Genomic DNA, 26,923 nt, shown 5'->3' with positions numbered 1-26,923 from the left:
GAGAGTTACTCTCCATTGAGAAAATCAAAAAAGTGTCGAGATTTACCCAATGGAGAGGCGAATTTTCGGTATGTCTAGCTACTGAACACAGATTACCCAAAGGATGTGAAGCAAGTCGGTCAACTCCGAGCAAATAAGATCTAGTCAGGGAAAAATAATATTATTATAAAAATTTTTCACCAGACTAGCTTATTTGACGAAGGAGTTACTTGCTGAACACAGATTACCCACGTCGCTTTTTCTCATCAACGAAATGATCATTGTAAAAATGACTATTTTTGGCTAGTTCTCGATCCACCTTTTTTAATCCGTACGTTTCTATTAGAGTAGGCTGTTTAGAGGCTAGATTTACTCCCAAGCCCAAACGCTCGTCTTTTATTTTAACTCCCAGACTAGCTAGAATGGTTGGAAAATAATCAAAAGGCGCGTATTGGCGATGGAAGGTTTCAAAATTTTGATTAGGGAAATCAGCATTTAAAATTAAATTAAAGGTCGTTCGCTGATATTTGGGATCAAAATTTTGAAAGAATTTTTTATCCATACTTGGATGATCACCGGTCAATACGATTACCGTGTCCGAATAAAACGGCTGTTGTTGAATCCAACGAATTAACTCAACAACTTGTTTTTGTGAATGATAAATAACATTAGCATATTGACTAGCAAAAAGCTTTTTCATTTCAGGTTCAACAAAACCATCCGGAAAATGAGTATCGGCATTTTCCATGGTAAAGTTAAATGGCTGATGTAGGCTAGCTAGGCGAGTAAGCTCTTGCTTGGTAAAATCATATAATTTATTGTCCTCAAAGCCCCACCAAACGTTATAATTTTCAGGGATAAGTCCAGCTTTTCTAGCGTATTTTACATCAAAGATATGGTAATTCCCGTGAGTAGTGAAAAAACTAGTTAAGCCACCGAAATCAGCATCCGCACCAAACATAATGGTTTGATTATAGCCCTGTTCATGCAAGAGGTCTCCAAGCATCACCGCACCTGGTAGGAATTGGCCGGTTTTACCATAGCTGTTGCCATCCATCGGAATTTTTAAAGGTAAGCCACTGCTCATATTTACCATAGCAGCCACTGACCAACTTGATCCATAGGTTTGAATAGGTCCACCGAACGTATCAGTACCAGAAAAATGGATGCCTTCCTTTGATAACGCTAGTAAATCAGGCATTAGGTTTTCTGTCATATAGCCACCGTTTGCACGATCAAAATAGGAATTTTCGATAGATTCTAAATAGATATGAATTAAATTTTTCTTACGCTGTGGAAATTGTAGCCGATTTTTACTAGGCTGCACATACTCTTGTTTGATAAATGTTGATTGATCAAAGTAGGCGACATACACTTCAATTAATCGTAACTCTTTGATAGCGTAAATGCCACTAAAAATAAAACAAACACTTGTAACTGAAGCTAGCATAAAACGTAAAAGCTTCGCCGAGTAGATTTTTTTCTGTTGATAAAAGCCTTCGTATTTGGCCAGATTGCACAGTAAAATAAATAGGAAAAAAATATCACAGCCAAGTAAGACTGGGGTATTAAAAATTTGGCTAGTCATGCCTGTAGCCGTACCATTAACTGGTGATTTGAAATTAAAGATAAATTGTTCAGGTGTTAAACGTCCAAAAGCAGTAATAAACCAGTGTGTGCCTAAAGTAAAGATTACGCTTAATGCAAATAAAATTAGACCAATCCCTAGTGCGAATTTTTGTCGCTTGCTAAATGGTTGTTTTTTCCAGCTGAAGGGAATAATTCGTAAACAGCAGTACTTACCACCAAGGACAATTCCACCCAAAATACAAGCCACTAAAAAATATTTAAAAAAGAAGCCTTGCGTATATAAATGACTGGTTAATACATCTGCTTGTTTTAGACCGAAACGAAAAAAGGTCAAAGTAGCCAATTGTAGGCCGATAGTGTATCCCAAAAATTTACTAAATAAATGTTTGTTTTTAGGGAGATAAAAAAGCGCCCAATCAAGCAGTGTAAATAAGCTTCCTATCAAAAAGTAACAAAATAATTGCCAAAACATTTTTTAACTCCTCTCTTTCTCTCATTATAATGTGGACAAGTCTGAGGTGCAATCTAAGAAAAATTTTGTCACTCCCATTTTTTCATTGACGAACGGGTATTTTATTTGAAAAGATAGGATGTTTGCAGCAAGGTATGGGAAAATTGATAAAAAACAATCTAAAGAATATAATTGTATTACAAGTAATACGATGAAGGTGATTAATATGAGTACCATTTCTTTACGCGTGAACGAAGAAGAATCAAAATTAATTCGAGATTATGTAACTGCTAATAATTTAAATCTATCACAATTTATTCGAGAGGCTGTTTTAGATAAAATTGAAGAAGATTTTCAACTGGATGAAGAAAGAATTTTATTAGCGAAAGCCAAGGCTCAAACTGAGAAAAAATATGATCATACAGAAGTTTGGGAGATATTAGGTATTTAGCAATGTATCGTGTAGAATTTTCAGAATCTGCGGTAAAGCAATTAAAAAAATTAGATAAACAAACCGCACGTGTTATCAAAAATTGGGTGATTAAAAATCTAGTAGATACATTAGATCCTCGTCATCATGGTAAGGCACTTAAAGGAATCTGGCGTTACCGTGTTGGCGATTATCGTTTATTTGCGGAGATTAAAGATGAAGTAGTTACAATATTTATTTTTGAAGTTGGTCATCGAAAAGAAATCTATAAATGATTATAACTAGGCTAGCTTTTTTCTCGCTTATAGGAACTAAGCTAAAGTTTTCCACTATTTTTTATCTAGGAAAAAATTTTTTCCACTCCCATTTTTTCATTGACGAACGGCTATTTTTTTGATAAGATTTTATTGTTGTAATTGTGGGCTCCACAGCTACAACCGCACAGACCAAGTTTTTAAGTACGTCAGTCACTTGCGATGGCGAGTCTAAGTTTAAACAAAGGAGGTGCTGTTAAGCATGTACGCAATTATCAAAACTGGTGGTAAACAAGTGAAGGTTGAAGTAGGTCAAGCTATCTACGTTGAAAAATTAAACGTTGAAGCTGGCGAAAAAGTTACTTTTGACGAAGTTGTTTTAGTAGGTGGTGAATCTACTAAAGTTGGAACTCCTTTAGTAGCTGGTGCAACTGTTGTAGGTACTGTTGAAAAACACGGTAAACAAAAGAAAGTTGTTACTTTCAAATACAAACCTAAAAAACATTCACACCGCAAACAAGGTCATCGTCAACCATACACTAAAGTGGTTATCGAAGCAATTAACGCATAATTAGACAAAGAAGGATTAGTTGATGATTAAAGGTACTTTTTACCGAATAGAATCTGGAACGATACACCAATTTCGTATTACCGGTCATGCTGGTGCAGGAGCATATGGCGAAGATGTCGTCTGTGCGGCTGTGAGTGCTTTGAGCTTAAATGCGATTAATAGTGTCGCTTCATTGGCAGGCGTAAAGATGCAGGTTGAAGCAGATCAAGAGAACGGTGGCTTTTTACAAGCAACGATTTCTGAAGATTTGACTCAAGAGCAAAAAAATGTCGCTCAGATTTTACTTGAAAGCTTGCTTTTAGGTTTAGAATCGATTCAAGAAGAATATCAACAATATATCCAAGTACAAACCATTACAAATCACTAGGAGGTGCAGCTCATGTTGAAAATGAATTTGCAATTCTTCGCTCACAAAAAAGGTGGAGGTTCTACTTCTAACGGACGTGACTCTCGTGCAAAACGTTTAGGTGCTAAACGTGCTGATGGTCAAACTGTTACAGGTGGTTCAATTCTTTACCGTCAACGTGGAACTAAAATTTACCCAGGTGTAAACGTTGGTATCGGCGGAGATGATACTTTATATGCTAAAGTTGACGGCGTTGTACGTTTCGAACGTAAAGGTCGCGACAAAAAACAAGTATCTGTATACCCAGTAGCTAAATAATTAGACTTTAAACTGAGAATGTTGAACAATCAATATTCTCAGTTTTTTTGTATAAAGGATGTGAGACGGGTAGAACAGCTCCGAGCAGCTAAGGTTGTCCGGAATGACAAGAAAAATCAAAATGTTTAAAGTTTTTTCTTGCCATTCCGGCTTAGATGCAAAGGAGTTACCCGTCGAACACAGATTACCAAAGGATGTGAAGTAGCTTGCTTAGACATGAGAAAATTCGAGTGCTACTCGCCGTTTGAATTCAGACACTATTTTAACAATAGTGATTTTTTAGCTACTTTGTTTTGGAATCAATCTATATTATAATGAAAAATGAGATTTAAAAAGAGGTGAGTTGGTTATGAATGAACGTTTTAGAATAGCGAGTGTAGCCGATGCTAAGGCTTTGGTTGAAATTTATCGACCTTATGTAGAGGAAACTGCGATTACTTTTGAATACGAAGTACCAACTGTCGCAGAATTTGCTAAACGAATCGAAAACACCTTGCAACGTTATCCATATATTGTGGTTGAAGATGAAAATCAGCAGATTTTAGGCTATGCTTATGCGGGAGTTTATAAAGGTCGAAGTGCTTATGATTGGTCAGTTGAAGTGACTGTTTATCTAAAAGTGGATGTTAAAGGTAGAGGACTGGGTAGAAAACTTTACGAACAATTAGAACAATACTTAAAACGACAAAATGTGTTACAGTTGACTGCATGTATTACAGCCGGCAATCAAGAAAGTGAAGCCTTCCATGAAAAAATGGGCTATAAAAAAGTCGCATTGTTTGAACAGATTGGCTATAAATTTAATCAATGGTATGATATTTGTTGGATGCAAAAGACATTAGCACCGCTTCCTAAACAGCCGGCTAACTTTATCCCATTTAGTCAATTAGCACAGTAATGATTGAAGTCCATAATATTATCTAATTTAGATAAATAGCCGATAGTTGTTATAGATAAAAAGTTAAGGAGGATGTTCTATGAGCAAACGGATGGATCGAATATATCAATATGTTTATGAACAGACGTTTTTAGTTTCTAATGGACAAATGGATAATCTTTCAGGAGTTACCACTAATGAAGTGGCTGAAGCTTTGGCTATTCAAAGAACCAATGCAAGCAAAGATTTAAATGAATTAGTCCGTCAAGATCGTCTGTTAAAGCTAGATGGTCGACCTGTTCGCTATGTAGTGCAGATTGCAGATCATTCTAAAAATACTAATCAACTGCAAGCAAAAGAAGTCATTTTAGAGCAAAAAGTTATTTCAAAACCTATGGCTAAGGCGCGTGATTTACAGCAAAATCCTGACATTTTTGCCAAAATGATTGGTGTAAAGGGAAGCATGAAAAATGCAATTGAGCAAGCGAAAGCAGCGATTTTATATCCTCCCAAAGGTTTAAACTGTTTAATTACTGGTCCAACCGGTTCTGGTAAAACCTATTTTGCGCATGCGATGTTCCAATTTGCTAAGGATCATCAAGTGATTGATCAAGATAAGGATTTGATTGTTTTTAACTGTGCAGACTATGCTAACAACCCTGAGCTATTGATGAGTCACCTATTTGGCTATGCTAAAGGTGCCTTTACGGGTGCAGATCAAGAAAAAGAAGGGGTCATCGATCAGGCTGACGGTGGAATGCTCTTTTTAGATGAAATTCATCGCTTACCACCTGAAGGTCAAGAAATGGTTTTTTATTTCATGGATCATGGAACCTATAGTCGTTTAGGGGAAACTGGTAAGAAGCACCAAGCAGATGTACGGATTGTTGGCGCTACAACCGAAGATCCAAATTCAGCTTTGCTGGATACTTTTGTACGTCGAATTCCAATTAATATTCAATTGCCGGCCTTTGAGAAAAGACCAGCTGGCGAGCAAATTGATTTAGTACGTGTGATGGTGGCCCAAGAAGCCAAAAGAATTCAACGCACAATCACCTTGACCGAAGATGTGGTGAAGGCCTTGCTTGGTAGTGTTAGCTTTGGTAATATCGGTCAGTTAAAATCTAATGTTCAGTTAATTTGTGCCCGTGGTTTTTTAAATCATATGCAGCAAGAGCAGATTGATATTGATTTAGACGATTTATCAGAGGGCATTCGGAGTGGTCTGATTGTATTAGCGAACAAGCGTGAACAATTGGCTGAGTTACAAAAGCAATTAGTCCCTAAATTGATTGTTCAACCTAATGAAAGCATCATTGATATTAATACCGATTCTTATGAGCTACCCTATAATTTGTATGATATTATTGGGGACAAAGCAGCCTTATTAAAAGCAGAAGGAATCGATCAAGAGGCAATCAATCATTTTATCAAGACGGATATTAACGTGCACTTGAAATCCTTCTATCGACATCATCAATTCTCATTTCAATCAGAAAATAAGTTGAGTGAACTAGTAGACAAACGAGTCATCGAGGTAACTAGCAAAATCTATCAACTAGTAGAAAATGAGCTCGCGATTGACTATCAGGCTAACTTTATCTATGCCTTTAGTCTACATATTAGTAGTCTGCTGAAAAAAATGAACCTAGGTGAGCAACGTCATATTAATGATAATATTCGTACGATGATTAGTGACTATCCTGAAGAATTCGCCTTGGCTAAAAAAATTCGTCATATAATAGAAGAAAGTTTTTCAGTAGAAATTTTAGAAAGTGAAGATTACTATTTAGCTGCCTTATTGGTTTCCTTAAAATCAACGCCTTCTGTTGGTAAAATTGGCGTAGTCGTAGCCGCTCATGGAAAAAGCTCGGCAACTAGTATGGTTGAAGTGGTTACGCAGCTTTTGGGCGTTGAGCAGCTGCGCGCGGTTGATATGCCATTAGATATGTCGCCTAAGGTAGCCTTGGAAAAAATTGAACAAGCTGTACTTGAAGTCAATGATGGCAATGGTGTCTTACTATTGGTTGATATGGGTTCATTGGCAACCTTCTCGCAGGAAATTTTCCGTGATACGAAGGTACGAGTACGCACGATTGATATGGTGACAACAGCAGTGGTTTTAGAAGCAGTCCGTAAAGCTTCGGTTATCGGTGCTGATTTAGATAGTGTTTATGATTCGCTAAGGCACTTTAGAGGGTATGGTCATGTCGAACAAACTGATGCGAAAAAAACAACTAAGAAAAAAGCGATATTAGCTATCTGTGCTTCTGGTGAAGGAACGGCGCAGCGAATCAAGGAGATTCTGGAATTTTCACTACAAAAACGGCAAAATGATGAAATTGAGATTGTTACCTCCTCCATCATTGAGATTAATCAACGTTTACCAGAAATTATGCAACACTATCAACTAATTGCTAGCACCGGTATTGCCCAACCAGCTGTACCCGTACCCTTTATTTCATTAGAGCAGTTTATTGATTCTGATGTTGATCAGCTTTTGGATAAATTGTTGTTGGATAATGAATTATTAGTTGATTTTGATACTGAGGAGCTTGCTTTAGCTAGTGAGACTGATGATACCAGAGATTTATGCATTCAATTTTTAGAACGTAATGTTACCTTTATCAATCCGAAAAAAGTCATTGATTTACTTTGGGGCTTTGCTGATAAAATTATTCAAGAATGGCAATTTACAGAGGAGTTAAAAGGTTTTCGGATTAATTTCATTTTACATTGTGGGAATATGCTTGAACGGAATGTATTGAAAAAACCGTTAAGTGAGCCAGAAGACTATTTAGAGAAGCTACATAGTGAGCCGTTGTATGATAAATTACATCTATATACACAAAGCTTAGCTCGGATGCTTAATATTGAATTGCCACCGGTAGAAGAATACTATTTATTAGAGCTGATTTTAAATCACCAGGCAAGAATACAGTATACAGAATAATACAGTAAAAGATCAATACACTAGATACACTATCAAAGATGGTAGTGTATCTTTTTAGTGTATTGCTTTTTTGTTGATTTTTAAGACTTTTTTAAGGAGTGTATTAATTAAAAAGTTGGCACGCATCTTGCTTATATATAAGTGAATACAAAGGAGGGAGGAACACTAAGGGAGAAATTTTGAGTGAGTGCTAAATTTACTAAGGAGCGTTTGGTATGGATGTCCGTTTAGTTCGAATTGATGATCGCTTAATCCACGGTCAAGTTGCGACGGTTTGGGCAAAGCAAACCGGTATTGAACGTATTATCGTGGTGAGTGATGTTGTCGCCCAGGACGAGATGCAAAAATTCTTATTGAATCAAGCAGCTCCACCTGGGATTAAGGCGAATGTCGTTACTATTGATAAGATGCTTGAGGTGTTTCATAACATTTTATTCTTAAATGCAAAAGTCATGTTATTATTTACCTGTCCTCAAGATGTCGAACGACTGGTACGAGCGGGAATTCGATTTTCCTCGGTGAATATTGGTGGGATGCGTTTTGCAGCTGGCAAAAAGATGCTTACCAATGTCATTTCATTGAGTGAAGACGACGTACGAGCATTTAAATATTTGTATGGGCAAGGGATAGAATTAGAAGTACGCCAGGTACCAGCCGATCGCAAAGTAAATTTTATGGATTTACTTTCAAGATTTCGATGAGTAAATAAAGAAGTATTCGTTGGTTAAGGTTAAATTTATCAATAGGAGGTATGAAGATGGTAGGAATTATCCTAGCAAGTCATGGGGAATTCGCAAATGGTATTTTACAATCTGGTTCAATGATCTTTGGTGAACAACAAAATGTTGCAGCTGTAACATTGATGCCTAGCGAAGGTCCAGATGATGTAAAAGCAAAAATGGAAGCAGCGATTGCTACTTTCGAAAACCAAGACGAAGTATTATTCTTAGTCGATCTTTGGGGTGGCACACCTTTCAACCAAGCAAACAGCTTGCTTGAAGCACACAAAGACAAATGGGCAATTGTTGCCGGTATGAATTTACCAATGGTAATTGAAGCTTATGCTTCACGTTTTTCAATGAACACTGCACACGAAATTGCAGCGCACATTATCGCTACTGCAAAAGATGGTGTGAAAGTGAAACCTGAAGAACTAGAACCAAAAGAAGAAAAAGCAGCCGTTGCTGCACAAGGTCCAGTTGGAGCAATCCCTCCAGGAACAGTTCTTGGTGATGGAAAAATCAAATATGTATTGGCTCGTGTGGACTCTCGTCTATTACACGGACAAGTGGCAACAGCTTGGACTAAAGCTACACAACCAAACCGTATTATCGTTGTTTCTGATGCAGTATCAAAAGACGATTTACGTAAGAAATTAATCGAACAAGCTGCTCCTCCAGGAGTAAAAGCAAATGTTGTACCAGTTGCTAAAATGATTGAAGTAGCAAAAGATCCTCGTTTTGGTAATACTAAAGCATTACTATTGTTTGAAAACCCACAAGACGTTGTTCGCGCAGTTGAAGGTGGCGTAGAAATCAAAGAATTAAATGTAGGTTCAATGGCTCACTCAGTTGGTAAAGTACTTGTTAACAAAGTATTATCAATGGATGCAAAAGATGTAGAATCATTTGAAACATTGAAAAAAGCTGGCTTAACATTTGACGTACGTAAAGTACCTAATGATGCAAAAGATAATATGGATGCATTATTACAAAAAGCAAAATCAGAATTAGGTAATGCTTAATTTACCAAATAAAGTACTTATATAGGAGGTTTATTATGTCTATTATTTCTATGGTATTAGTCGTAGTGGTTGCCTTTTTAGCCGGAATGGGCGGGATCTTAGATGAATTCCAATTCCATCAACCACTAGTCGCATGTACATTAATCGGATTAGTTACTGGTAATTTAGAAGCCGGAATTATTTTAGGTGGTACTATTCAAATGGTTGCTCTAGGTTGGGCAAATATCGGTGCTGCCGTTGCACCAGATGCTGCGTTAGCTTCTGTTGCATCAGCAATTATTTTAGCATTAGGTGGTAAAGGTGTTGCTGGGGTACCTGCAGCATTTGCAGTTGCAATGCCTTTAGCTGTTGCTGGTTTATTCATTACTATGATTGCTCGTACTTTAGCGGTTGCTATGGTTCATGCTATGGACCGTGCTGCTGACAATGGTAACATTCGTGCAATTGAAATGTGGCAAATCGCTGCAATTTGTATGCAAGGTTTACGTGTAGCTATTCCTGCTGCTTTACTATTGATGATTCCTGCTGAAAGCGTACAAGCATTGTTAAATTCAATGCCTGCATGGTTAAATGAAGGTATGTCTATCGGTGGTGGTATGGTCGTTGCCGTAGGTTATGCAATGGTTATCAATATGATGGCATCTAAAGAAGTATGGCCATTCTTCATGTTAGGTTTTGTTATCGCTGCAATTTCTCAAATCACATTAATTGGTTTAGGGGTAATCGGTGTTGCTTTAGCATTACTTTACATCCAAATCACTAAAAATGCTGGTTCAGCAGGTGGAAATTCTGGTTCAGGAGATCCATTAGGCGATATCCTAAACGACTATTAAGAAGGAGGAAAATGAATAATGGCTGAAAGAATTGAATTAACTAAAAAAGATCGTTTATCAGTTGCATGGCGCTCAACTTTCCTTCAAGGTTCTTGGAACTATGAACGTATGCAAAACGGTGGCTGGTGCTATGCTATGATTCCAGCAATCAAAAAATTATATAAAGATCCAGAAGATCGTAAAGCGGCTTTAAAACGCCACTTAGAATTCTTTAACACTCACCCATATGTAGCTTCTCCTATTTTAGGGGTAACTTTAGCACTTGAAGAAGACCGTGCAAACGGTGCTGCTGTCGATGATGTAGCAATTCAAGGGGTTAAGGTTGGTATGATGGGACCTTTAGCCGGTGTTGGTGACCCAGTATTCTGGTTTACTGTACGTCCTATGTTAGGGGCTCTAGGGGCATCTCTAGCTTTAGGTGGAAATATCTTAGGACCAATCTTGTTCTTCGTATTATGGAATGTAATTCGTTGGGCATTCATGTGGTACACACAAGAATTTGGTTACCGTGCAGGTTCAAAAATTACTGAAGATTTATCAGGTGGTTTATTACAAGACATCACTAAAGGTGCTTCAATCTTGGGTATGTTCGTATTAGCTGCTTTGGTAGAACGTTGGGTATCAATCAAATTTACTCCAGTAATTGCAAATATTAAATTGTCTAAAGGTGCTTATATTGAATGGGATAAAGTTGAAATGTCTGGTAAAGGCTTGAAGACTTTATTTGAACAAGTAAATTCAGGTATGGCATTTGAACCAATTAAACAACAAACATTACAAGGAAACTTAGATTCATTAATTCCTGGTTTAGTTCCATTACTATTAACTTTCCTATGCATGTGGTTATTGAAGAAGAAAGTTTCTCCAATTGTTATCATCATTGCATTATTCATCGTTGGTATCGTGGGACACTTAGTACACATTTTATAATTTTTAATTATATTTCTATTCGTTTATTGGGTCGAGAATCGCTGCTAGGTTCTCGACCTTTTTACTAGTGGTTTCTATTTTTTAAATATGATATGCTTAAACAAAGAGTAAGAAGGAGGCGCTGGCTTTTAGCTAGCATATACTTATGGTACAATCATTAAACACAAAAGTTGATTTAGTTATGGACGGCACATCATTTTTAGGTTTACCCAATTATGGAGAAATTATGATTGGTGATAAAGCCTTTGAGTTTTATAATGATCGTGATGTAAATAAATTTGTACAAATTCCATGGGAAGAAGTTGAATGTGTAGTAGCAACCGTTGTTTTTAAAGGAAAATGGATTCCAAGGTTTGCAATTCAGACTAAGAAAAATGGCACCTATCAATTTGCTGCTAAAAATCCCAAACAATTATTGCGTGCAATGCAGGCTTATGTTAATCCGAAGAAAATGGTTCGGGCATTAAGCTTTTTCCAAATGATAACTCGTGGAATTAAGGGGACATTAAATAAAAAAAAATAAAAAAAGCGTAATTAAGTAGTGCAGGTGTAAAAGAACTACTTGATTACGCTTTTTTGACTGTTTACATAGGCAATTAGCCAAACCTTTGTTATAATAGATAAAAATGAAGAATGAAGGGTGATACAATGATTCGAGTAGAAAATTTACGTAAATTACTGCGAGCAAATGATTTATCAGCGTTTTTAATTACCAGTCCATATAATCTACGCTACCTAACGAATTTTACAGGTACTACCGGATTGGCAGTGATTACTTTAAATAAAGCCTATTTTGTGACTGATTTTCGTTATACTGAGCAAGCAAGTATGCAAGCGAAAGGTTTTGAAATAGTAAAAAACACCGGTCATATTTTTGAAGAAGTGGCTAAAATTTGTCAACAGGATGAATTAGTTACTTTGGCTTTTGAAGAAAGCTTTGTAACAGTTAAGGATTATGATTTATTAGAAGAATTGATTGCTGAGACTTCTTTAGTACCAGTTAGTGGGCTAATTGAAGAATTAAGAGAAATCAAAGATGAACAAGAGATTACAATTACCAAAAAAGCTTGTGCGATTGCTGATCAAGCCTTTCAACATATTTTAGACTATATTCAACCAGGAATGAGTGAAATCCAAGTCGCTAATGAACTAGATTTTTATATGCGTTCATTAGGAGCAAGTGGTGTATCATTTGATACCATTGTGGCAAGTGGTGTACGTTCAGCAATGCCACATGGTGTAGCCAGTGAAAAGCTAATTGAAAAAAATGATTTGATTACGATTGATTTTGGTTGTTATTATCAAGGCTATGTATCAGATATGACGCGTACGTTTGCTATTGGTGATCCAGGTGAAAAATTAAAAGAAATCTATGAGATTGTTTTACAGGCTCAATTAAAGGTAATTGAAGCAGCTAAACCTGGAATCACAGGTATTGAATTGGATGCAGTAGCTAGAGATCATATCGCTAGCTTTGGCTATAAAGAAGCTTTTGGTCATTCAACCGGTCACGGAATTGGTTTAGAAATCCATGAAGGGCCAAATGTATCCTTTAGAGCGAATAAAGCTTTTGTGCCAGGGAATATTATTACTGATGAGCCAGGAATTTATTTACCAGGTATCGGTGGTGTACGGATTGAAGATGATCTTTTAATTACTAAAACAGGTAATGAAGTCCTTACCCATTCACCAAAAGAGTTGATTATCTTATAAAAAGCTTAGAATTAGCAAGAGTTTTGCATCAAGCGCTAGCTAATCTTACTATAAAATGATAAACTAAAAATGATTAGTGCTTAGAAGAATAGAAGTTTTCTTTTAAGTAGATTGAATGTAGGAACGGAGGAAAGTATGATGGCTGATGAAAAAGCATTAAAATTAGATGTTCAAGATGATCTTGGTGAAATTGTTATCGCGCCTGAAGTAATTGAAATTATTAGTGGAATTACTGCTGCAAAGGTGGAAGGTGTCCATCGTATGCAAGGTTCATTTGCCAATAATGTAACGGAACTTTTAGGTCGTTCTGTTTATGGTAAAGGAGTGTATCTATCTACTACTGAAGAAGGCATTCAGGTTGATGCCTATGTTAGTGTAAAATATGGTGTATCAGTACCTAAAGTGGCTACTGAAATCCAACAAAAAATTAAGCAGCAAGTATTATACATGACAGATGTAACCTTAGCTGAGGTCAATGTACATGTCGTTGCGGTTGTACCTGAAAAGACAGAAGCTGTGAATTTAGACGAATTATTTGATGCTGAAGAGGATGACAATGAGTAATAAAGAATTATCAAGACATCAAATTAGAGAAATGGCTGTTCAAGCCTTATTTCCTTTAATTTTTAATCAAGATTTATCTAAGCAGTCAGCGATTAATCATGCTTTAACCTTGAATCTTTTTGATCAATTAGATGAAGAGCATGAACATTTCGTTCCGGCTTATTTAGATTTATTGGTATCAGGCGTTTGCAATTATCAAGCGCAATTAGATCAGTTGATTGAAAGTCATCTACGTCCTGGTTGGAAGATTAGTCGGCTAGCTAAAATGGATGTAACGATTTTACGATTGGCTTTATTTGAAATGGTTTATGTTGAAGATGTACCAAATGCAGTTGCGTTAAATGAAGCAATTGAATTGACAAAAACTTTCAGTGACGAAAAATCACGGCGATTTGTTAATGGAGTATTATCAGCAATTAACCAAGAACTAAAAGAAAAAAGTGAGTAATGCTAGGCAATTGCTTAATTGGATGATTGGCTATAACCGAGATACTCTAAACTACTTGTAGCAGTTTAGAGGTTTCGGTTTTTTCATCATTAGAAATCATATGAAAAAGGGGTAAGAAAAGAATGACTGAAGTATTGAATGGGAAAGTTTTAGCTGAACAATTACAAAATCAAATGCGACAGGAAGTAGCGGAATTGGCAAAAGATGATATTCATCCTGGTTTAGCCGTAATTTTAGTAGGGGATGATCCAGCTAGTCAGGTCTACGTGCGCAATAAAGAACGAGCTGCTCAAAAAATCGGCTTACACTCTAAGGTATTGCGTCTGCCAAAAACGACGACGCAAATGGAATTATTAGCTGAAATTGAAAAATTAAATAGCGATGAAGCCTTTCACGGTATTTTAGTTCAGTTACCTTTACCCGCACATATTAATGAAGCAGTTGTTCTTGATGCGATTGATCCTAAAAAGGATGTTGACGGTTTTCATCCAATGAATTTGGGAAATTTATTTGCTGGAAAACCAACGATGATTCCTTGTACACCAGCAGGCATTATGGAAATGTTGAAAGCTGCTAATATCGAGATTGCTGGTAAAAATGCGGTGATTATTGGTCGTAGTAATATCGTGGGGAAACCAATGGCGCATTTATTATTAGCCGAAAATGCAACAGTTACTTTGACACATTCTAAAACAAAAAATCTCTCCCAGGTAGCCTCACAAGCCGATATTTTAGTCGTAGCGATTGGTCGGGCAGCTTTTGTGACAAAGGATTTTATTAAAGAGGGAGCCGTAGTTGTTGACGTAGGGATTAATCGTAATGCAGAGGGCAAACTGATTGGCGATGTCGCTTATCCAGAAGTAGCCCCATTATGTAGCTATATCACGCCTGTTCCTGGAGGCGTTGGTCCAATGACGATTACGATGCTAATGAAGCAAACCATTGAGGCAGCGAAAAGAATGGAGTAGATTAAATGACAGAACAACAATATTTAACTGTCAGTGCATTGACTAAATATATTAAACGTAAATTTGAGGCTGATCCCTATCTTGGACGCGTTTATTTAACCGGTGAGATTTCTAATTTCCGTAAGCGGCCGATGCATCAATACTTTTCTTTAAAGGATGATCATGCGAAGATCTCCGCTGTTATGTTCAAAAGTGCATTTGATAAAGTGAAATTTGAACCAACAGAAGGGATGAAAGTTCTCGTTGTCGGCTATGTTTCGGTTTATGAAGCAACTGGTGCCTATCAAATCAATATTGAACGCATGGAACCAGATGGTATCGGCGCTTTGTATCAAGCTTTTGAACAATTAAAGGAAAAATTAGCCAAAGAAGGTTTGTTTACTGCACCTAAAAAGGCAATTCCACGTTTTCCTAAGCGAATTGCTGTCTTGACAAGTCCAAGTGGTGCAGTGATCAGAGATATTATTACCACCGTTCGTAGACGTTATCCGATTGCGCAAATCATTCTTTACCCAACCGTTGTTCAAGGAGATCAAGCAGCAAGGAATATTGTTGAAAACTTAAAACGGGCAGATCAACAAAACTTCGATACAATTATTATTGGTCGTGGGGGTGGTTCGATTGAGGACTTGTGGCCGTTTAATGAAGAAGTGGTTGCTCGGCAAATTTTTGCGACCAATACACCGATTATTTCTTCCGTTGGTCACGAGACTGACACGACGATTGCCGATTATGTTGCGGATATGCGTGCGCCAACCCCAACGGCAGCCGCTGAGTTAGCTGTGCCGGTTTTAACTGAGGAAGTACTGAAAATTAACCAGCAACAAATGCGTTTAGTTCAAGCTTTTCAAGCCCAATTACAAAAAAAGACGCATCAATTAGACCGCTTATTACAAAGTTATATCTTTACCCAACCTCAACGTTTGTATGAAGCGAAGGTTTTACAGCTAGATCATTTGCAGCAACAGTTGAATATACAACTACAATCAATGCTAAGAGAGAAGGAAAAGGCTTATCAGTTTATAGCGCAACGCTTAAATCAGCAAACGCCCATTTATCGCCTACAAGCTGAGGGTCAAAAGCTGGATTATCTCTATGAACGATTAAATCAGGCAACCAACCGCATCTATCAACAAAAGCTGCAGACCTTCCAGCATTTAGTTGCCTCACTTGATTTATTAAGTCCATTAAAAATTATGCAAAGAGGCTATAGCTATACAACAAGTGAGGAAAAGGTAGTTAAATCAGTGAAGCAATTAGCTGTTAATCAACTTTTAACGATTCACTATGCTGATGGTAAAGTACAATCAAAAGTAGAAAAAATTCAGGAGGATAAATGATGAGTGAACCAAGCTTTGAACAATCAATTGCTGAATTAGAACAAATTGTTCAGCGACTAGAACGTGGCGATGTTCCTTTAGAAGAAGCATTAACGGCTTTTCAAACGGGAATTGCCCTAAGTAAAAAATGTAAAGATCAATTAACTAGTGCAGAAAAAACCTTGGCCAAAATGATGAATGACCAAGATGAAGAATTGCCATTTGAAGGGGTTGAAGGTGATGCAAACCATTGAGCATGAACTAGCCCAAGTTGAAGCATTGATGCAGCAATTTATCGTTACGCATACAAATGATGAAAAACTACAAGAAAGTATGCGTTATTCGGTGCAAGCTGGCGGCAAACGGATTCGTCCGCAGATTGTGTTGATGGTGACCGAAGCTTTAGGTGGAAAAATTGATTGGAATACCTATCGCGCGTCTGCTGCAATCGAAATGATTCATACCTATTCATTGATTCATGATGATTTACCAGCGATGGATGATGATGATTTACGTCGTGGTAAGCCGACCAATCATAAAGTCTTCGGTGAAGCGATGGCTATTTTAGCCGGTGATGCCCTTCTGACAATGGCCTTTGAATTATTAAGTCACTTAACACTTTCTAGTAAGCAGAGTCTACGATTAATTCGTTTATTAGCTGAGTCAGCTGGCGCAAGCGGGATGGTGGCTGGACAGGCAGCTGATATTTTGGCTGAAGAAAAACAGCTAGCTTTAAATGATTTGATGTTTATTCATCGCCGAAAGACTGGAAAATTAATCGAATGTGCCTTTTTGTTTGGGGCTATTTTGGCAGAAGCAAGTCATGAGCAACAAATCTTATGTCAGCAATTAGGTCAAGAAGTGGGCGTTGCTTTTCAAATTCGCGATGATTTATTAGATGTCCTTTCTACAACCGAAGAATTAGGCAAAGTCGTGCATCGTGATGAGGCATTACAAAAAAGTACTTATCCGCAATTATTAGGGATTGATCGGGCGAAAGAGGCTTTTGCTCAGCGTTTGGCACAAGCCGATGAACTATTAGCAAAATTAGCTGCAAGTGGTGCTGAAACCTACCTGCTACAATCACTAATTCATCGCCTAAAAATTGATTGAGATGAGGATGAGAATATGAAGAAAGAACGTGTAGATGTACTAGCAGTGATGCAAGGTTTATTTGATAGCCGCGAACAGGCAAAGCGTGGCATTATGGCGGGCTTGGTTTATTAATAAGTAGTAAATATATAGAGAAATTTGTATATGATGAATGATGGTTCATTCATTCCACTTGAATTGCTGGAAAGTCGTAAAGCTGACGGAACGACAACGTAAAGATGAAAGAGGCTTAAGCGTGAACGTGGCGAAAGCAGAAAAAATTCGTCAGATGGTTTAAGGTTAAATCCTAAGAACTGTAAGAATCGATAATCAGCAGCGAAGACTTGAATAGAGTAACGTTCAACGACTATCCTTTTAGGAGTAGGATGAAGTCATCCGAAGTAAGTGGCGCTTAACACATTATGGTGAAGCTGAAGATATAGTCTGTGCTGTATGGAAACATACAGAAGTTCATTAGAGAACTGCATTAAATTAACGACTTAATGTGAACACCTTCCATTTGGATTCAGACCGACAAGCATGAACGCCTAGATAAACCTGGTGAAAAAATCCCACTATCGACAGAGCTAGTAATAAAAGGGAAGAAACTCCCCTATGTATCTAGAGGTGGCTTGAAATTAGAAAAAGCCTTGCAAATTTTTGATTTTGATGTAAAGGATAAAATTGTGCTAGACATCGGTGCTTCAACTGGAGGCTTTACCGATGTTGCCTTACAAAACGGAGCTAAATTAAGCTATGCTTTAGATGTTGGTTATAATCAATTGGCTTGGAAAATTCGACAAGATCCACGTGTTGTTGTGATGGAGAAAACGAATTTCCGTTATAGTCAGCCAACTGATTTTCTTGATGGCTTACCTAGTGTAGCAACGATTGATGTGTCGTTTATCTCATTAGCTTTAATTTTGCCCCCATTAGCTCAAATTATTGTGGATCAAGGCGATGTGATGGCTTTAATTAAACCACAATTTGAAGCTGGTAAGGAATTTGTGGGGAAACACGGTGTTGTTCGTGATCCAAAGGTGCATGAAAGTGTGATTAATCAAACGATAGCGCTAGCCTTAGCCAATGGTTTTTCAGTGAAAAATTTAAGCTACTCACCAATTACTGGTGGGGAAGGGAATATCGAATTTTTAATCCATTTAAGAAAAGAAGCGACCCCACAGCTTGCTGATGGAGTAGATGTATTAGCAACGATTCAAGCAGCGCATCAACATTTACTAGGTTAATTTTGCATAAAAATTATCTAAGAACCCAATTTTTGAGGGTTCTTTTTTTGTATAAGCATGATATAATCAGAATACTGAAGAAAATAGTGTATAAAAATAAATATTTAAATACAAAGGAGGGAACCACGGTTAGCAGTGGTTAATACGTGGCTTGAATGAGAAAAAAAGATCGACATCGCTTAATTACTAAGTTACTGACAGAACATGAAATCGAAAAACAAGAAGACTTTGTTGAATTATTGCGTAACTATTCAGTAGAGGTTACCCAAGCAACTGTCTCTAGAGATATAAAAGAATTAAAATTAATCAAAGTACCAGCTGCTTCTGGAGGCTATCGCTATAGCTTGCCAGCTGAAACGCCAGAGGATAGCTTTAATCGTTTATTGCGCTTATTAAAGACCGCTTGTTTAGGTATTGATCAAATGGATAAAATGATCATCGTCAAAACGATTCCTGGTAATGCTTCGGCAATTGGTAATTTATCAGATAAATGCTTTAAAAATGAATTATTTGGTTTACTAAATGATGATGATAGTGTGTTGATGATTTTTAAAGAAGAAGCAGCTTGTCTAGCGTGCTATCAACGTTTGCAACAGTATCGTCAATAAATCAAACTGAGGTGAGAATCTTGATTTTGGAATTATCCATTCAAAATTTTGCCATCATTCCCAAGCTACACTTACACTTTCAAGAAGGCATGACGGCATTGACAGGAGAAACCGGGGCAGGTAAATCCATCATTATTGATGCTATGTCTTTATTAGCCGGTGCGAGAGGTTCTAGTGAATTTATTCGTCAAGGGGCGGATAAATCGGTAATTGAAGGAATTTTTGAATTACCTGTACAAGCTGAATTTACTAGTTTGGCTAAAGAGCTCGGTCTAGATTTGGATGAAGGGGTCTTAATTATTCAACGTGATTTAGTACGAAGTGGCAAGAGCTTTTGTCGAGTGAATGGTCGTACGATGACCTTGGCCAATTTAAAACGGATTGGTAGTTATTTAGTTGATATTCAAGGGCAAAATGATCACCAACAATTATTACAAGCGGATAAGCATTTAAGCTTTGTTGATGCTTTAGGCAGTGATGACTTTAAGGAAAAATTAGCTGACTATCAAGAACAATTTACAACCTATCAACAGTTAAGTAAGCAGGTTCAACAAATCCGCAATAATGAGCAGCTGTATGTTCAGCGTTTGGATATGCTGAAATTTCAAAAAGAGGAAATTGAACAAGCCGCACTTTTGCCAGGAGAAGAAGATCAATTACTTGAAGAGCGGGATAAATTATTAAATTTTCAAAAAATCATGGATGCTTTTGCTAAAAGTCGGGCGATTCTAAGCTTAGAAGAGCCAAATCTAATGGATACCCTGTCTTTAGTTGGTGGTCAATTACAAGAGATTGCGCATTTGGATACTGATTACGAGGAATTAAGTGAACAACTACAGTCCGCTTATTATCTATTGCAAGATGTCTCAGCAGGGATTGCCAAGCAAATAGATGGTTTGGAGCTAGATGAAGCGCGCCTAGATGAAATTGAACAACGGCTAAGTGTGATCAAAAAATTAAAACGGAAATATGGTCAAGATATTGAGCAAATTTTAAATTATTTAGCTGAAATTACCGATGAGTTAGGAAATGCGACTCAGACAGAAGATCAGCTAGAAAGATTAGAAGCTAAATGTAAAGCATTGGAACAAAGCTTGTGGCAGCAAGCTGAACAAATTAGTCATCAGCGACACCAAATGGCCCATCACTTATCGAAAGAAATCATGCAGGAGCTAAAAGAGCTGTATTTAGAAAATACCCAATTTGAGGTTCGCTTTTTTAAAGACAAACACCAGCTACACCTTCAAGGAATGGATCAGGTAGAATTTTATTTAACCACTAACCCTGGTGAGCCCTTAAAGCCACTAGTGAAGGTGGCCTCTGGTGGAGAACTATCTAGAATTTTATTGGCCTTAAAAGCAATTTTTTCTAAGGCTCAACAAATGACTAGTATTATTTTCGATGAGGTGGATACTGGTGTAAGTGGGCGCGTCGCACAGGCAATTGCTGAGAAGATCTTCAAAATTTCTCAGCAATCACAGGTCCTTTGTATTACCCATTTGCCACAAGTAGCAGCTGCCGCAACGAATCAGTATTTTATTAAAAAGACTGTTCAAGATGGCCGAACCACGACAATTGTTCAACCATTAAACGAACAAGAGCGAGTACAAGAGGTTGCTCGGATGCTATCAGGGGCTGAAATTACTCCGTTAACCATCGAGCATGCGAAAGAATTAATTACTAGCTTGCAGGCTAAATAAACAAGCAAAATAAAATAAAAGCTGTTGCTTAGAATCAAATCCTTGTCAGCAACAGCTTTTTTTATGGGCTTATATTGGCTGCTCACCTTACATTAAGGCGGCAACGGCAGAAAGTAAGACACCGCCGATTGTGATAATTAACATTGACCACACTACTACTTTGGTAATTTTTTCAAAGGTAGATAATTTTTTCTTTTCGTTCATAGTAGCCTTCCTTTATCTTTATTTGGTTTCAGTTTACAACCATTTAGGTTAGAACTCAAGCTTTTAATGAATATTGCAAAAGGAATTTAAAAAATTGTTGAACTAAATATATTTTTAAAAAGTTTGCAACAAGGATGTAACGTATTTGTTGTATATTATAGAATGGATGTTTGTAGAAAGGATTAGATTTATGGATCACTCAACACTGGTTGTATTTATTTGGTTTGTATCACCTATCATTATATTTATGGGATTGAATTATGTCATTCAACGTTTTCGTTTAAAAAAATATTTGAAAGTACGCCTAGTTGATATTATGGTGCCTATTTTATTTTTCGTTGAAAATCATATTGTCAAGCTTTTATTTAATGAAAGTGTCTGGCCTTATTTATTGATTTCAGCTTTGGTTTTAGGCATTGGTGTAGCCTTAGTACAGGCTTATTTTTATGATGAAATTGCTTATCGCTTCTATTTAAAAATGTTTTGGCGCTTTTTATTTATTTTATTAGCTGCTTTGTATTTCTTTTTATTGTTTGTCGCTATTTTTTAAGTTTGTCGAGGTGAAAAGGCTTAAAAACGGCAAGAATCTTTATAAAAACTTTTAAAAGTCTTCAAATTTGAATTTTTTTGTTTTTTTTTATTAAGTTCGATTAAATGTTATAGAAATAGTGGTAGAAAGTGGGGGAATGTGGTAGACTTAGGTTACTAAGTGGTAAATGGAGGAACTTTCGATGTTTATGGGTGAATTTCAACATTCAATAGACGCGAAAGGCCGGCTAATTGTCCCAGCGAAGTTTCGTGAAAAATTAGGTGAAACCTTCGTTGTAACACGGGGCTTGGACGGCTGTTTATTTGGCTATCCTCTAGATGAGTGGAACAAGCTCGAAGAAAAACTAAATGAAATGCCACTAGCTAAGAAAGACGCTCGTTTATTTGTTCGTTTCTTCTATTCAGCAGCGACGGAGTGTGAAATTGATAAACAAGGGCGCATTAATATTCCCCAAACCTTACGAACCCATGCACAGTTAGAAAAAAGCTGTGTCATCATTGGGGTAAGTAACCGAATTGAAATTTGGGATGAAGCACGTTGGCAAGCATTTACGACTGAAGCTGAAGAAAGCTTTGATGAAATTGCTGAGTCAATGATTGATTTTGGTCTATAATATTGAAATGAGGATTTATAATAATGGTGTCATTCCAGCATTATACTGTAATGAAACGAGAAACAGTTGATGGTCTTGCTATCAAAGAAGACGGTATCTATGTGGATTGCACATTAGGTGGTGCCGGTCATAGTGAATATATTTTGTCACAATTAACCAATGGCCATCTTTATTGTTTTGATCAAGATGAGCTAGCGATTGCACATGCAAAGGAACGTTTAGCTCAGTATGTTGAAAAAAAGATGGTGACCTTTATTCGTGCTAATTTTAGAGAGTTAGCTGATCAGTTAGCGAAATTAAACGTGACAAAAGTCGATGGGATTATCTATGATTTGGGTGTTTCATCTCCACAGTTAGATGAAGCCAGTCGTGGTTTTAGTTACCATCAAGATGCGCCGTTAGATATGCGCATGGATCAAAGTGCTGATTTTAGCGCTTATAATGTCATTAATGAGTATAGCTATCACGAATTAGTGAAGATTTTTTTCCGTTATGGAGAAGAAAAATTTTCTAAACAGATTGCTAGAGAAATTGAAAAAAGAAGACAGCTTCAACCAATTGCTACAACTGGTGAGTTAGTCGATATTATCAAAACAGCGATTCCGGCGCCCGCTAGAAGAGCCGGTGGACATCCGGCAAAACGAATCTTTCAAGCTGTACGGATTGCGGTCAATGATGAATTAGGGGCAGTTGAAGATTCTTTGGAACAAGCCATTCAGCTCTTAAAGGTGGGTGGTAGAGTCAGTGTGATTACCTTCCATTCTTTAGAGGATCGAATCGTTAAGACGATGTTTAAAGAATATAGTCAACCTAAAGATGTGCCTCCAGGATTACCGGTTATTCCAGAAGAAGCACAGCCTATTTTGAAGTTGATTACTAGAAAACCTATCGTTGCTAGTCAGGAAGAATTATTAGAAAATAACCGTTCGCGTAGTGCAAAGCTACGAATTGCTGAGAAATTAAGAGAGGAGGAGTAGTAACAATGGCAGAATTGAAATTTGAAGATTATTCATTTGATTTAGATAGCCCAATCGAACAACCGATTGAACAAGTGAATTATCTCTCAATTGATGAAGTTCAACGACCAAAAGTTGCTATTGCCCCTCAATCACCAGCCTTAAAACTAAAAAGAATTAGTCTGTTGGAAAAGACATTGGCTTTTTTGTTGTTGGTATCAGTTGTTTTATTGGCATTGGGAATGATTTATGTTCGTACCTCAGTTAATCAATTAGAACACAACATTACCATTGTCGAAAATGAAATTAGTACAAATGAAAAAGATATTACTCGCTTACAGCAAGAAAAAAATGAGCTTTCTAAAGCTGAACGAATTAAACAAATTGCTGAGAAATTAGGGTTATCAATTAATGATGATAATTTAAAGAAAGTGAAGTAAAAAATTAATGAGTTCAAGATATAAAAAAATTAAGGATTTTATTCGTAAAAAAAATCAATCCACGATGAACAACCGCAAAAAAGTAGGGATAATCTTCTTTTCTACCGCCATTGCGTTGTTCTTTTTATTTGCGATACGCTTTAGCTACATTGTTTTAGTCGGAAAAGTAGGCGATGTTTCGTTAAAAGAGAAAACTGCCGAGTTGTATAAAGGATCGGAAGTTATCCCTGCCAAGCGTGGTACGATCTATGATCGAAATGGGGTGGCGATTGCAGAAGATGCGACTTCTTATTCGGCATATGTGGTCTTTTCAAAAACATATGTACAAGGAAAGAAAAAATTATATGCTGAAAAAAGTGATTTTGCCATTATCGCCCAGGTTTTAAATCAGCAGACCGGTATCGATCAAGCAAGTGTCCTAAAAGTATTGAACAATGCTTATCAGACGGATCCTCGACCTTATCAGGTAGAAATTTCGGCTGCTAAAAATATTACTTTACAGCAAAAAGAAGCAATCGAAGCTGAATTAAAGCGTCAGGGAAGCAAAGGCTTATATTTCAATGATCACCCTTCAAGAATTTATCCAAATGGTCAGTTTTCTTCACACCTCATCGGTTATGCGGATATTGAAACGAAGGATAATGAAGAAAGATTAGTCGGTAAATTAGGAATTGAAGAGGCCTATAATGATGTGTTGAAAGGAAAAGATGGGAAGATTACCTATCAAAAGGATAACTATCAAAATCCATTGCCTGGAACTGTTGCACAAAAACAAGCGGCAATTGACGGGAAGGACATTTATACAACGATTGATAGTCGCCTACAAAGCTATTTAGACACATTATTAACTGAAGCTTATCAAAAGAATAAGCCGGAAAATATGACTGGCGTTTTGATGAATGCAAAAACTGGTGAAATCTTAGCAGCGGCGCAACAACCGTCATTTAATCCAGAAGATAAATCAACATTAGGCGGCGATGATTTCACTTGGTTAAATCTACTGTTACAAGATACTTATGAGCCGGGGTCTACGATGAAGATATTGACGACTTCGGCAGCGATTGACCAAGGCATTTTTAATGAAAATGAGACCTTTAATTCAGGGACGATTAAGATTGCTGATACAACGATTGATGACTGGGATCATGGTGCGTTAGGAACCTTGACCATGCGTCAGGCGCTTTCTTGGTCAAGTAATAAAGGAATGGTTATTCTAGAACAACGGATGCAAGATCGCTGGCAAAGATATTTGAAACAATTTGGTTTTGGTCAAAGTACGAATGCCGGTATTTTAGGCGAAAGTTCAGGTATTTTACCAGAAGATAATGTCGTATCTAAGGCGATGAGTTCCTTTGGTCAAGGGATTGCGGTAACCAATTTCCAAATGCTCCAAGCTTTTACCGCTGTTTCCAATAATGGAACGATGGTAAAACCACATTTTATTAAAGAAATCGTGGATAATACTACCAATAAGCGTGTTGTAACAGATACGGAAGTGGTGGGTAAACCGATTAGTGAACAAGCTGCTCGTAAGGTCAGAGAATATATGCGAGACGTTGTTGAAAGCAAGGATTATGGTAGCGCCTATGGTAAGTATAGTGTGCCAGGGTATACGATTGCAGCTAAAACAGGGACTGCGCAGGTTGCTTCACAATCTGGTGGATACCTTAAAGGTAGCAACGATTATCTTTATTCGATTGTTGAAATGATTCCAGCCGAAGAGCCTGAATACGTCTTGTATCTAACCATTAAATTACCAAAAGAATATGATGGAACAGCTTTACCTAGCGTAGGGAATCCGTTGTTAAAACGGGCGATGGATTTATTAGATACCGATCAATTAGCTGACACTACTGAAGAAAAGAGCAACGAAAAAATTAAAGTGGCCAATTATGAAGGAATGTCAGCAATTGAGGCAGCGAATCAGGCTGAAAAACAAGGCTTAGAAGTGATTGTTTTAGGTAGTGGCGAAAAGGTTACTACTCAATCGATTAAAGCAGGGATTAAAGTCTTACCAAATGAAAAGATTATTTTAAAAACCAAAAGTGAGCAGTACTATATGCCGGATGTCTCTGGTTGGTCTAAAGCTGATTTGATTAAGCTAACGAGTATGTTGGACTTGAAAATAAAGCTGGAAGGTAGTGGCTATTGTGTGAGCCAGAGTATTCAGCCATACGAAACCATTACTGGCGATACGCTAAGCTTTACCTTGAAAGAAAATTAATGAAAATGTTGTAATAGGAGAAAAATGATGGAATTAACCAAAATGATTTTACCACTAGCAAGTAGCTTTGGCATAACCTTTGCTTTTATGCCTTTGTTTATTGAATATTTTATTCAAAAAAAATATGGTCAGGAAATTCGGGATGAAGGCCCTAAATGGCATAATGTAAAGGCGGGAACACCGACGATGGGGGGCTTTGTCTTTGTAAGTGCGGCAATCCTCACAGCCATTTGGGTGGCAATCTGGTTAGGGGAATTGACACCAACAATGTTTATTTTATTGTTTGTCTTTTTCCTTTATGGAACCCTGGGCTTTTTAGATGATTTCATTAAAATCTTCAAAAAGCGTAATCTTGGTCTGACTTCTTTACAAAAGCTAATTGGTCAAATTATTGGTGGAGTTGTTTTTTATATCGTTTTTCTAATGGATCATCAAGCAAATGTCCTAAATTTCTTTACCTTTGAGATTCCATTATCCTATTTCTATGGATTATTTATTATTTTTTGGTTAGTTGGTTTTTCCAACGCAGTCAATTTAACTGATGGTATTGATGGTTTAGTTGCCGGTTTAGGGACTATCTCCTTTTTAACCTATGCCATCATCGCTTTTTACCAAAAACAATATGATATTTTGATTGTTTGTATCAGTGTTGTTGGTGGTCTAATTGGCTTTTTCCCTTACAATCACAAACCAGCCAAGATTTTCATGGGTGATGTTGGTTCGCTAGCATTAGGTGGATTATTAGCGGCTGTTTCCATTTTATTACATCAAGAATGGACCTTATTATTAGTCGGTTTGATTTATGTCATCGAGACGGCTAGTGTCATGTTGCAAGTGACTTCTTTTAAATTAACAGGTAAACGGATTTTTAAGATGTCACCGATTCATCATCATTTTGAAATGAGCGGTTGGACTGAATGGAAGATTGACATTGTCTTTTGGCTTGTTGCATTAATCTGTTCAGTAATAACACTATTTGTTGTATTGTAGGAGATGACTAT

Annotated in this window: 29 protein-coding genes, 1 pseudogene and 1 other annotated feature; of the genes and pseudogenes, 28 read left to right on the top strand and 2 right to left on the bottom strand. The window is 37.1% G+C overall.

Going from position 1 to position 26,923, the window contains the following annotated elements:
* Window positions 1-223: 223 nt before the first annotated feature.
* Window positions 224-2,041 (bottom strand): LTA synthase family protein, encoded by a 1,818-nt coding sequence (locus RK02_RS05825; RefSeq protein WP_016183324.1) that lies wholly within the window; start codon window positions 2,039-2,041, stop codon window positions 224-226.
* A 118-nt stretch (window positions 2,042-2,159) separates the two neighbouring features.
* On the opposite strand from RK02_RS05825, the gene relB reads away from it, so the two are divergent.
* The 22 genes and pseudogenes from relB (at window position 2,160) to recN (ending at window position 20,935) form a co-directional block, all read left to right on the top strand.
* Window positions 2,160-2,471 (top strand): type II toxin-antitoxin system RelB family antitoxin, encoded by a 312-nt coding sequence (gene relB / locus RK02_RS05820; protein ID WP_018451626.1) that lies wholly within the window; start codon window positions 2,160-2,162, stop codon window positions 2,469-2,471.
* Between the two features lie 2 nt (window positions 2,472-2,473).
* The gene (locus tag RK02_RS05815) at window positions 2,474-2,725 is read left to right on the top strand and encodes a type II toxin-antitoxin system RelE family toxin (protein ID WP_016183322.1); all 252 of its coding nucleotides are present in this window, start codon (window positions 2,474-2,476) and stop codon (window positions 2,723-2,725) included.
* A gap of 150 nt (window positions 2,726-2,875) precedes the next feature.
* Window positions 2,876-2,947 (top strand) — a sequence feature (ribosomal protein L21 leader region).
* 19 nt (window positions 2,948-2,966) lie between these two features.
* Entirely contained in the window at window positions 2,967-3,275 is a 309-nt protein-coding gene (gene rplU / locus RK02_RS05810; protein WP_016183321.1) for a 50S ribosomal protein L21, read from the top strand.
* 22 nt (window positions 3,276-3,297) lie between these two features.
* The gene (locus tag RK02_RS05805) at window positions 3,298-3,642 is read left to right on the top strand and encodes a ribosomal-processing cysteine protease Prp (RefSeq protein ID WP_016183320.1); all 345 of its coding nucleotides are present in this window, start codon (window positions 3,298-3,300) and stop codon (window positions 3,640-3,642) included.
* Between the two features lie 12 nt (window positions 3,643-3,654).
* Window positions 3,655-3,939, top strand: coding sequence for a 50S ribosomal protein L27 (gene rpmA, locus RK02_RS05800; protein ID WP_016183319.1), 285 nt, complete (start codon window positions 3,655-3,657; stop codon window positions 3,937-3,939).
* 349 nt (window positions 3,940-4,288) lie between these two features.
* Window positions 4,289-4,837, top strand: coding sequence for a GNAT family N-acetyltransferase (locus tag RK02_RS05795; RefSeq protein ID WP_016183318.1), 549 nt, complete (start codon window positions 4,289-4,291; stop codon window positions 4,835-4,837).
* Window positions 4,838-4,916: 79 nt separating this feature from the next.
* The gene (locus tag RK02_RS05790; protein ID WP_016183317.1) at window positions 4,917-7,769 is read left to right on the top strand and encodes a sigma-54-dependent transcriptional regulator; all 2,853 of its coding nucleotides are present in this window, start codon (window positions 4,917-4,919) and stop codon (window positions 7,767-7,769) included.
* Between the two features lie 215 nt (window positions 7,770-7,984).
* Window positions 7,985-8,470: a PTS sugar transporter subunit IIB gene (locus tag RK02_RS05785; protein ID WP_016183316.1), complete on the top strand. Its 486-nt coding sequence runs from the start codon at window positions 7,985-7,987 to the stop codon at window positions 8,468-8,470.
* A 56-nt stretch (window positions 8,471-8,526) separates the two neighbouring features.
* Window positions 8,527-9,513 (top strand): mannose/fructose/sorbose PTS transporter subunit IIA, encoded by a 987-nt coding sequence (locus RK02_RS05780; protein WP_016183315.1) that lies wholly within the window; start codon window positions 8,527-8,529, stop codon window positions 9,511-9,513.
* A 35-nt stretch (window positions 9,514-9,548) separates the two neighbouring features.
* Window positions 9,549-10,346: a PTS mannose/fructose/sorbose transporter subunit IIC gene (locus tag RK02_RS05775; RefSeq protein ID WP_016183314.1), complete on the top strand. Its 798-nt coding sequence runs from the start codon at window positions 9,549-9,551 to the stop codon at window positions 10,344-10,346.
* Between the two features lie 18 nt (window positions 10,347-10,364).
* The gene (locus tag RK02_RS05770) at window positions 10,365-11,276 is read left to right on the top strand and encodes a PTS system mannose/fructose/sorbose family transporter subunit IID (protein WP_016183313.1); all 912 of its coding nucleotides are present in this window, start codon (window positions 10,365-10,367) and stop codon (window positions 11,274-11,276) included.
* Window positions 11,277-11,421: 145 nt separating this feature from the next.
* Window positions 11,422-11,799, top strand: a complete 378-nt coding sequence (locus RK02_RS05765; protein ID WP_016183312.1) for a DUF956 family protein — start codon at window positions 11,422-11,424, stop codon at window positions 11,797-11,799.
* Window positions 11,800-11,924: 125 nt separating this feature from the next.
* Complete coding sequence (locus RK02_RS05760; RefSeq protein WP_016183311.1) at window positions 11,925-12,989, top strand: M24 family metallopeptidase; 1,065 nt, start codon at window positions 11,925-11,927, stop codon at window positions 12,987-12,989.
* 138 nt (window positions 12,990-13,127) lie between these two features.
* Entirely contained in the window at window positions 13,128-13,553 is a 426-nt protein-coding gene (locus RK02_RS05755) for an Asp23/Gls24 family envelope stress response protein (protein ID WP_016183310.1), read from the top strand.
* Window positions 13,546-14,001: a transcription antitermination factor NusB gene (nusB, locus tag RK02_RS05750; protein ID WP_016183309.1), complete on the top strand. Its 456-nt coding sequence runs from the start codon at window positions 13,546-13,548 to the stop codon at window positions 13,999-14,001. The genes RK02_RS05755 and nusB overlap by 8 nt, the downstream gene beginning before the upstream one ends.
* A 122-nt stretch (window positions 14,002-14,123) precedes the next feature.
* Window positions 14,124-14,969, top strand: a complete 846-nt coding sequence (locus RK02_RS05745) for a bifunctional methylenetetrahydrofolate dehydrogenase/methenyltetrahydrofolate cyclohydrolase (RefSeq protein ID WP_016183308.1) — start codon at window positions 14,124-14,126, stop codon at window positions 14,967-14,969.
* A 5-nt stretch (window positions 14,970-14,974) separates the two neighbouring features.
* Entirely contained in the window at window positions 14,975-16,309 is a 1,335-nt protein-coding gene (xseA, locus tag RK02_RS05740) for an exodeoxyribonuclease VII large subunit (protein WP_016183307.1), read from the top strand.
* Window positions 16,309-16,542 (top strand): exodeoxyribonuclease VII small subunit, encoded by a 234-nt coding sequence (locus RK02_RS05735; RefSeq protein ID WP_018451627.1) that lies wholly within the window; start codon window positions 16,309-16,311, stop codon window positions 16,540-16,542. Before xseA ends, RK02_RS05735 begins: the two co-directional genes overlap by 1 nt.
* Window positions 16,529-17,401, top strand: coding sequence for a polyprenyl synthetase family protein (locus RK02_RS05730; RefSeq protein WP_016183305.1), 873 nt, complete (start codon window positions 16,529-16,531; stop codon window positions 17,399-17,401). Before RK02_RS05735 ends, RK02_RS05730 begins: the two co-directional genes overlap by 14 nt.
* A gap of 518 nt (window positions 17,402-17,919) precedes the next feature.
* Window positions 17,920-18,627, top strand: a pseudogene (locus RK02_RS05725) (TlyA family RNA methyltransferase); the annotation flags it as partial.
* Window positions 18,628-18,782: 155 nt separating this feature from the next.
* The gene (locus tag RK02_RS05720) at window positions 18,783-19,235 is read left to right on the top strand and encodes an arginine repressor (RefSeq protein WP_016183302.1); all 453 of its coding nucleotides are present in this window, start codon (window positions 18,783-18,785) and stop codon (window positions 19,233-19,235) included.
* A 20-nt stretch (window positions 19,236-19,255) separates the two neighbouring features.
* A complete protein-coding gene (gene recN, locus RK02_RS05715) occupies window positions 19,256-20,935 on the top strand; it encodes a DNA repair protein RecN (protein WP_016183301.1) in 1,680 nt (559 codons plus the stop codon).
* Between the two features lie 87 nt (window positions 20,936-21,022).
* On the opposite strand, the gene RK02_RS12125 is transcribed toward recN, so the two are convergent.
* On the bottom strand, window positions 21,023-21,139 hold the full coding sequence (locus RK02_RS12125; protein ID WP_016183300.1) for a DUF4044 domain-containing protein: 117 nt from the start codon (window positions 21,137-21,139) through the stop codon (window positions 21,023-21,025).
* Between the two features lie 190 nt (window positions 21,140-21,329).
* Between RK02_RS12125 and RK02_RS05710 the strand changes: the two genes are divergently transcribed.
* From RK02_RS05710 to mraY, 6 genes are all read left to right on the top strand, one after another.
* The gene (locus RK02_RS05710; RefSeq protein WP_016183299.1) at window positions 21,330-21,689 is read left to right on the top strand and encodes a DUF3397 family protein; all 360 of its coding nucleotides are present in this window, start codon (window positions 21,330-21,332) and stop codon (window positions 21,687-21,689) included.
* 181 nt (window positions 21,690-21,870) lie between these two features.
* Window positions 21,871-22,302, top strand: a complete 432-nt coding sequence (gene mraZ, locus RK02_RS05705; RefSeq protein ID WP_016183298.1) for a division/cell wall cluster transcriptional repressor MraZ — start codon at window positions 21,871-21,873, stop codon at window positions 22,300-22,302.
* Between the two features lie 20 nt (window positions 22,303-22,322).
* The gene (gene rsmH / locus RK02_RS05700) at window positions 22,323-23,279 is read left to right on the top strand and encodes a 16S rRNA (cytosine(1402)-N(4))-methyltransferase RsmH (protein ID WP_211211269.1); all 957 of its coding nucleotides are present in this window, start codon (window positions 22,323-22,325) and stop codon (window positions 23,277-23,279) included.
* 5 nt (window positions 23,280-23,284) lie between these two features.
* Window positions 23,285-23,698, top strand: coding sequence for a cell division protein FtsL (ftsL, locus tag RK02_RS05695; RefSeq protein ID WP_016183296.1), 414 nt, complete (start codon window positions 23,285-23,287; stop codon window positions 23,696-23,698).
* Window positions 23,699-23,705: 7 nt separating this feature from the next.
* Window positions 23,706-25,922, top strand: coding sequence for a penicillin-binding transpeptidase domain-containing protein (locus RK02_RS05690; RefSeq protein ID WP_016183295.1), 2,217 nt, complete (start codon window positions 23,706-23,708; stop codon window positions 25,920-25,922).
* A 27-nt stretch (window positions 25,923-25,949) separates the two neighbouring features.
* Entirely contained in the window at window positions 25,950-26,912 is a 963-nt protein-coding gene (gene mraY / locus RK02_RS05685) for a phospho-N-acetylmuramoyl-pentapeptide-transferase (RefSeq protein WP_016183294.1), read from the top strand.
* Window positions 26,913-26,923: the final 11 nt, after the last annotated feature.

It is taken from the genome of Enterococcus columbae DSM 7374 = ATCC 51263, assembly GCF_000406925.1.
Taxonomy (GTDB): Bacteria; Bacillota; Bacilli; order Lactobacillales; family Enterococcaceae; genus Enterococcus_E; species Enterococcus_E columbae.
The sequence above is the reverse complement of the archived record's forward strand: the minus strand, read 5'-3'. Positions and strand labels throughout refer to the sequence as shown.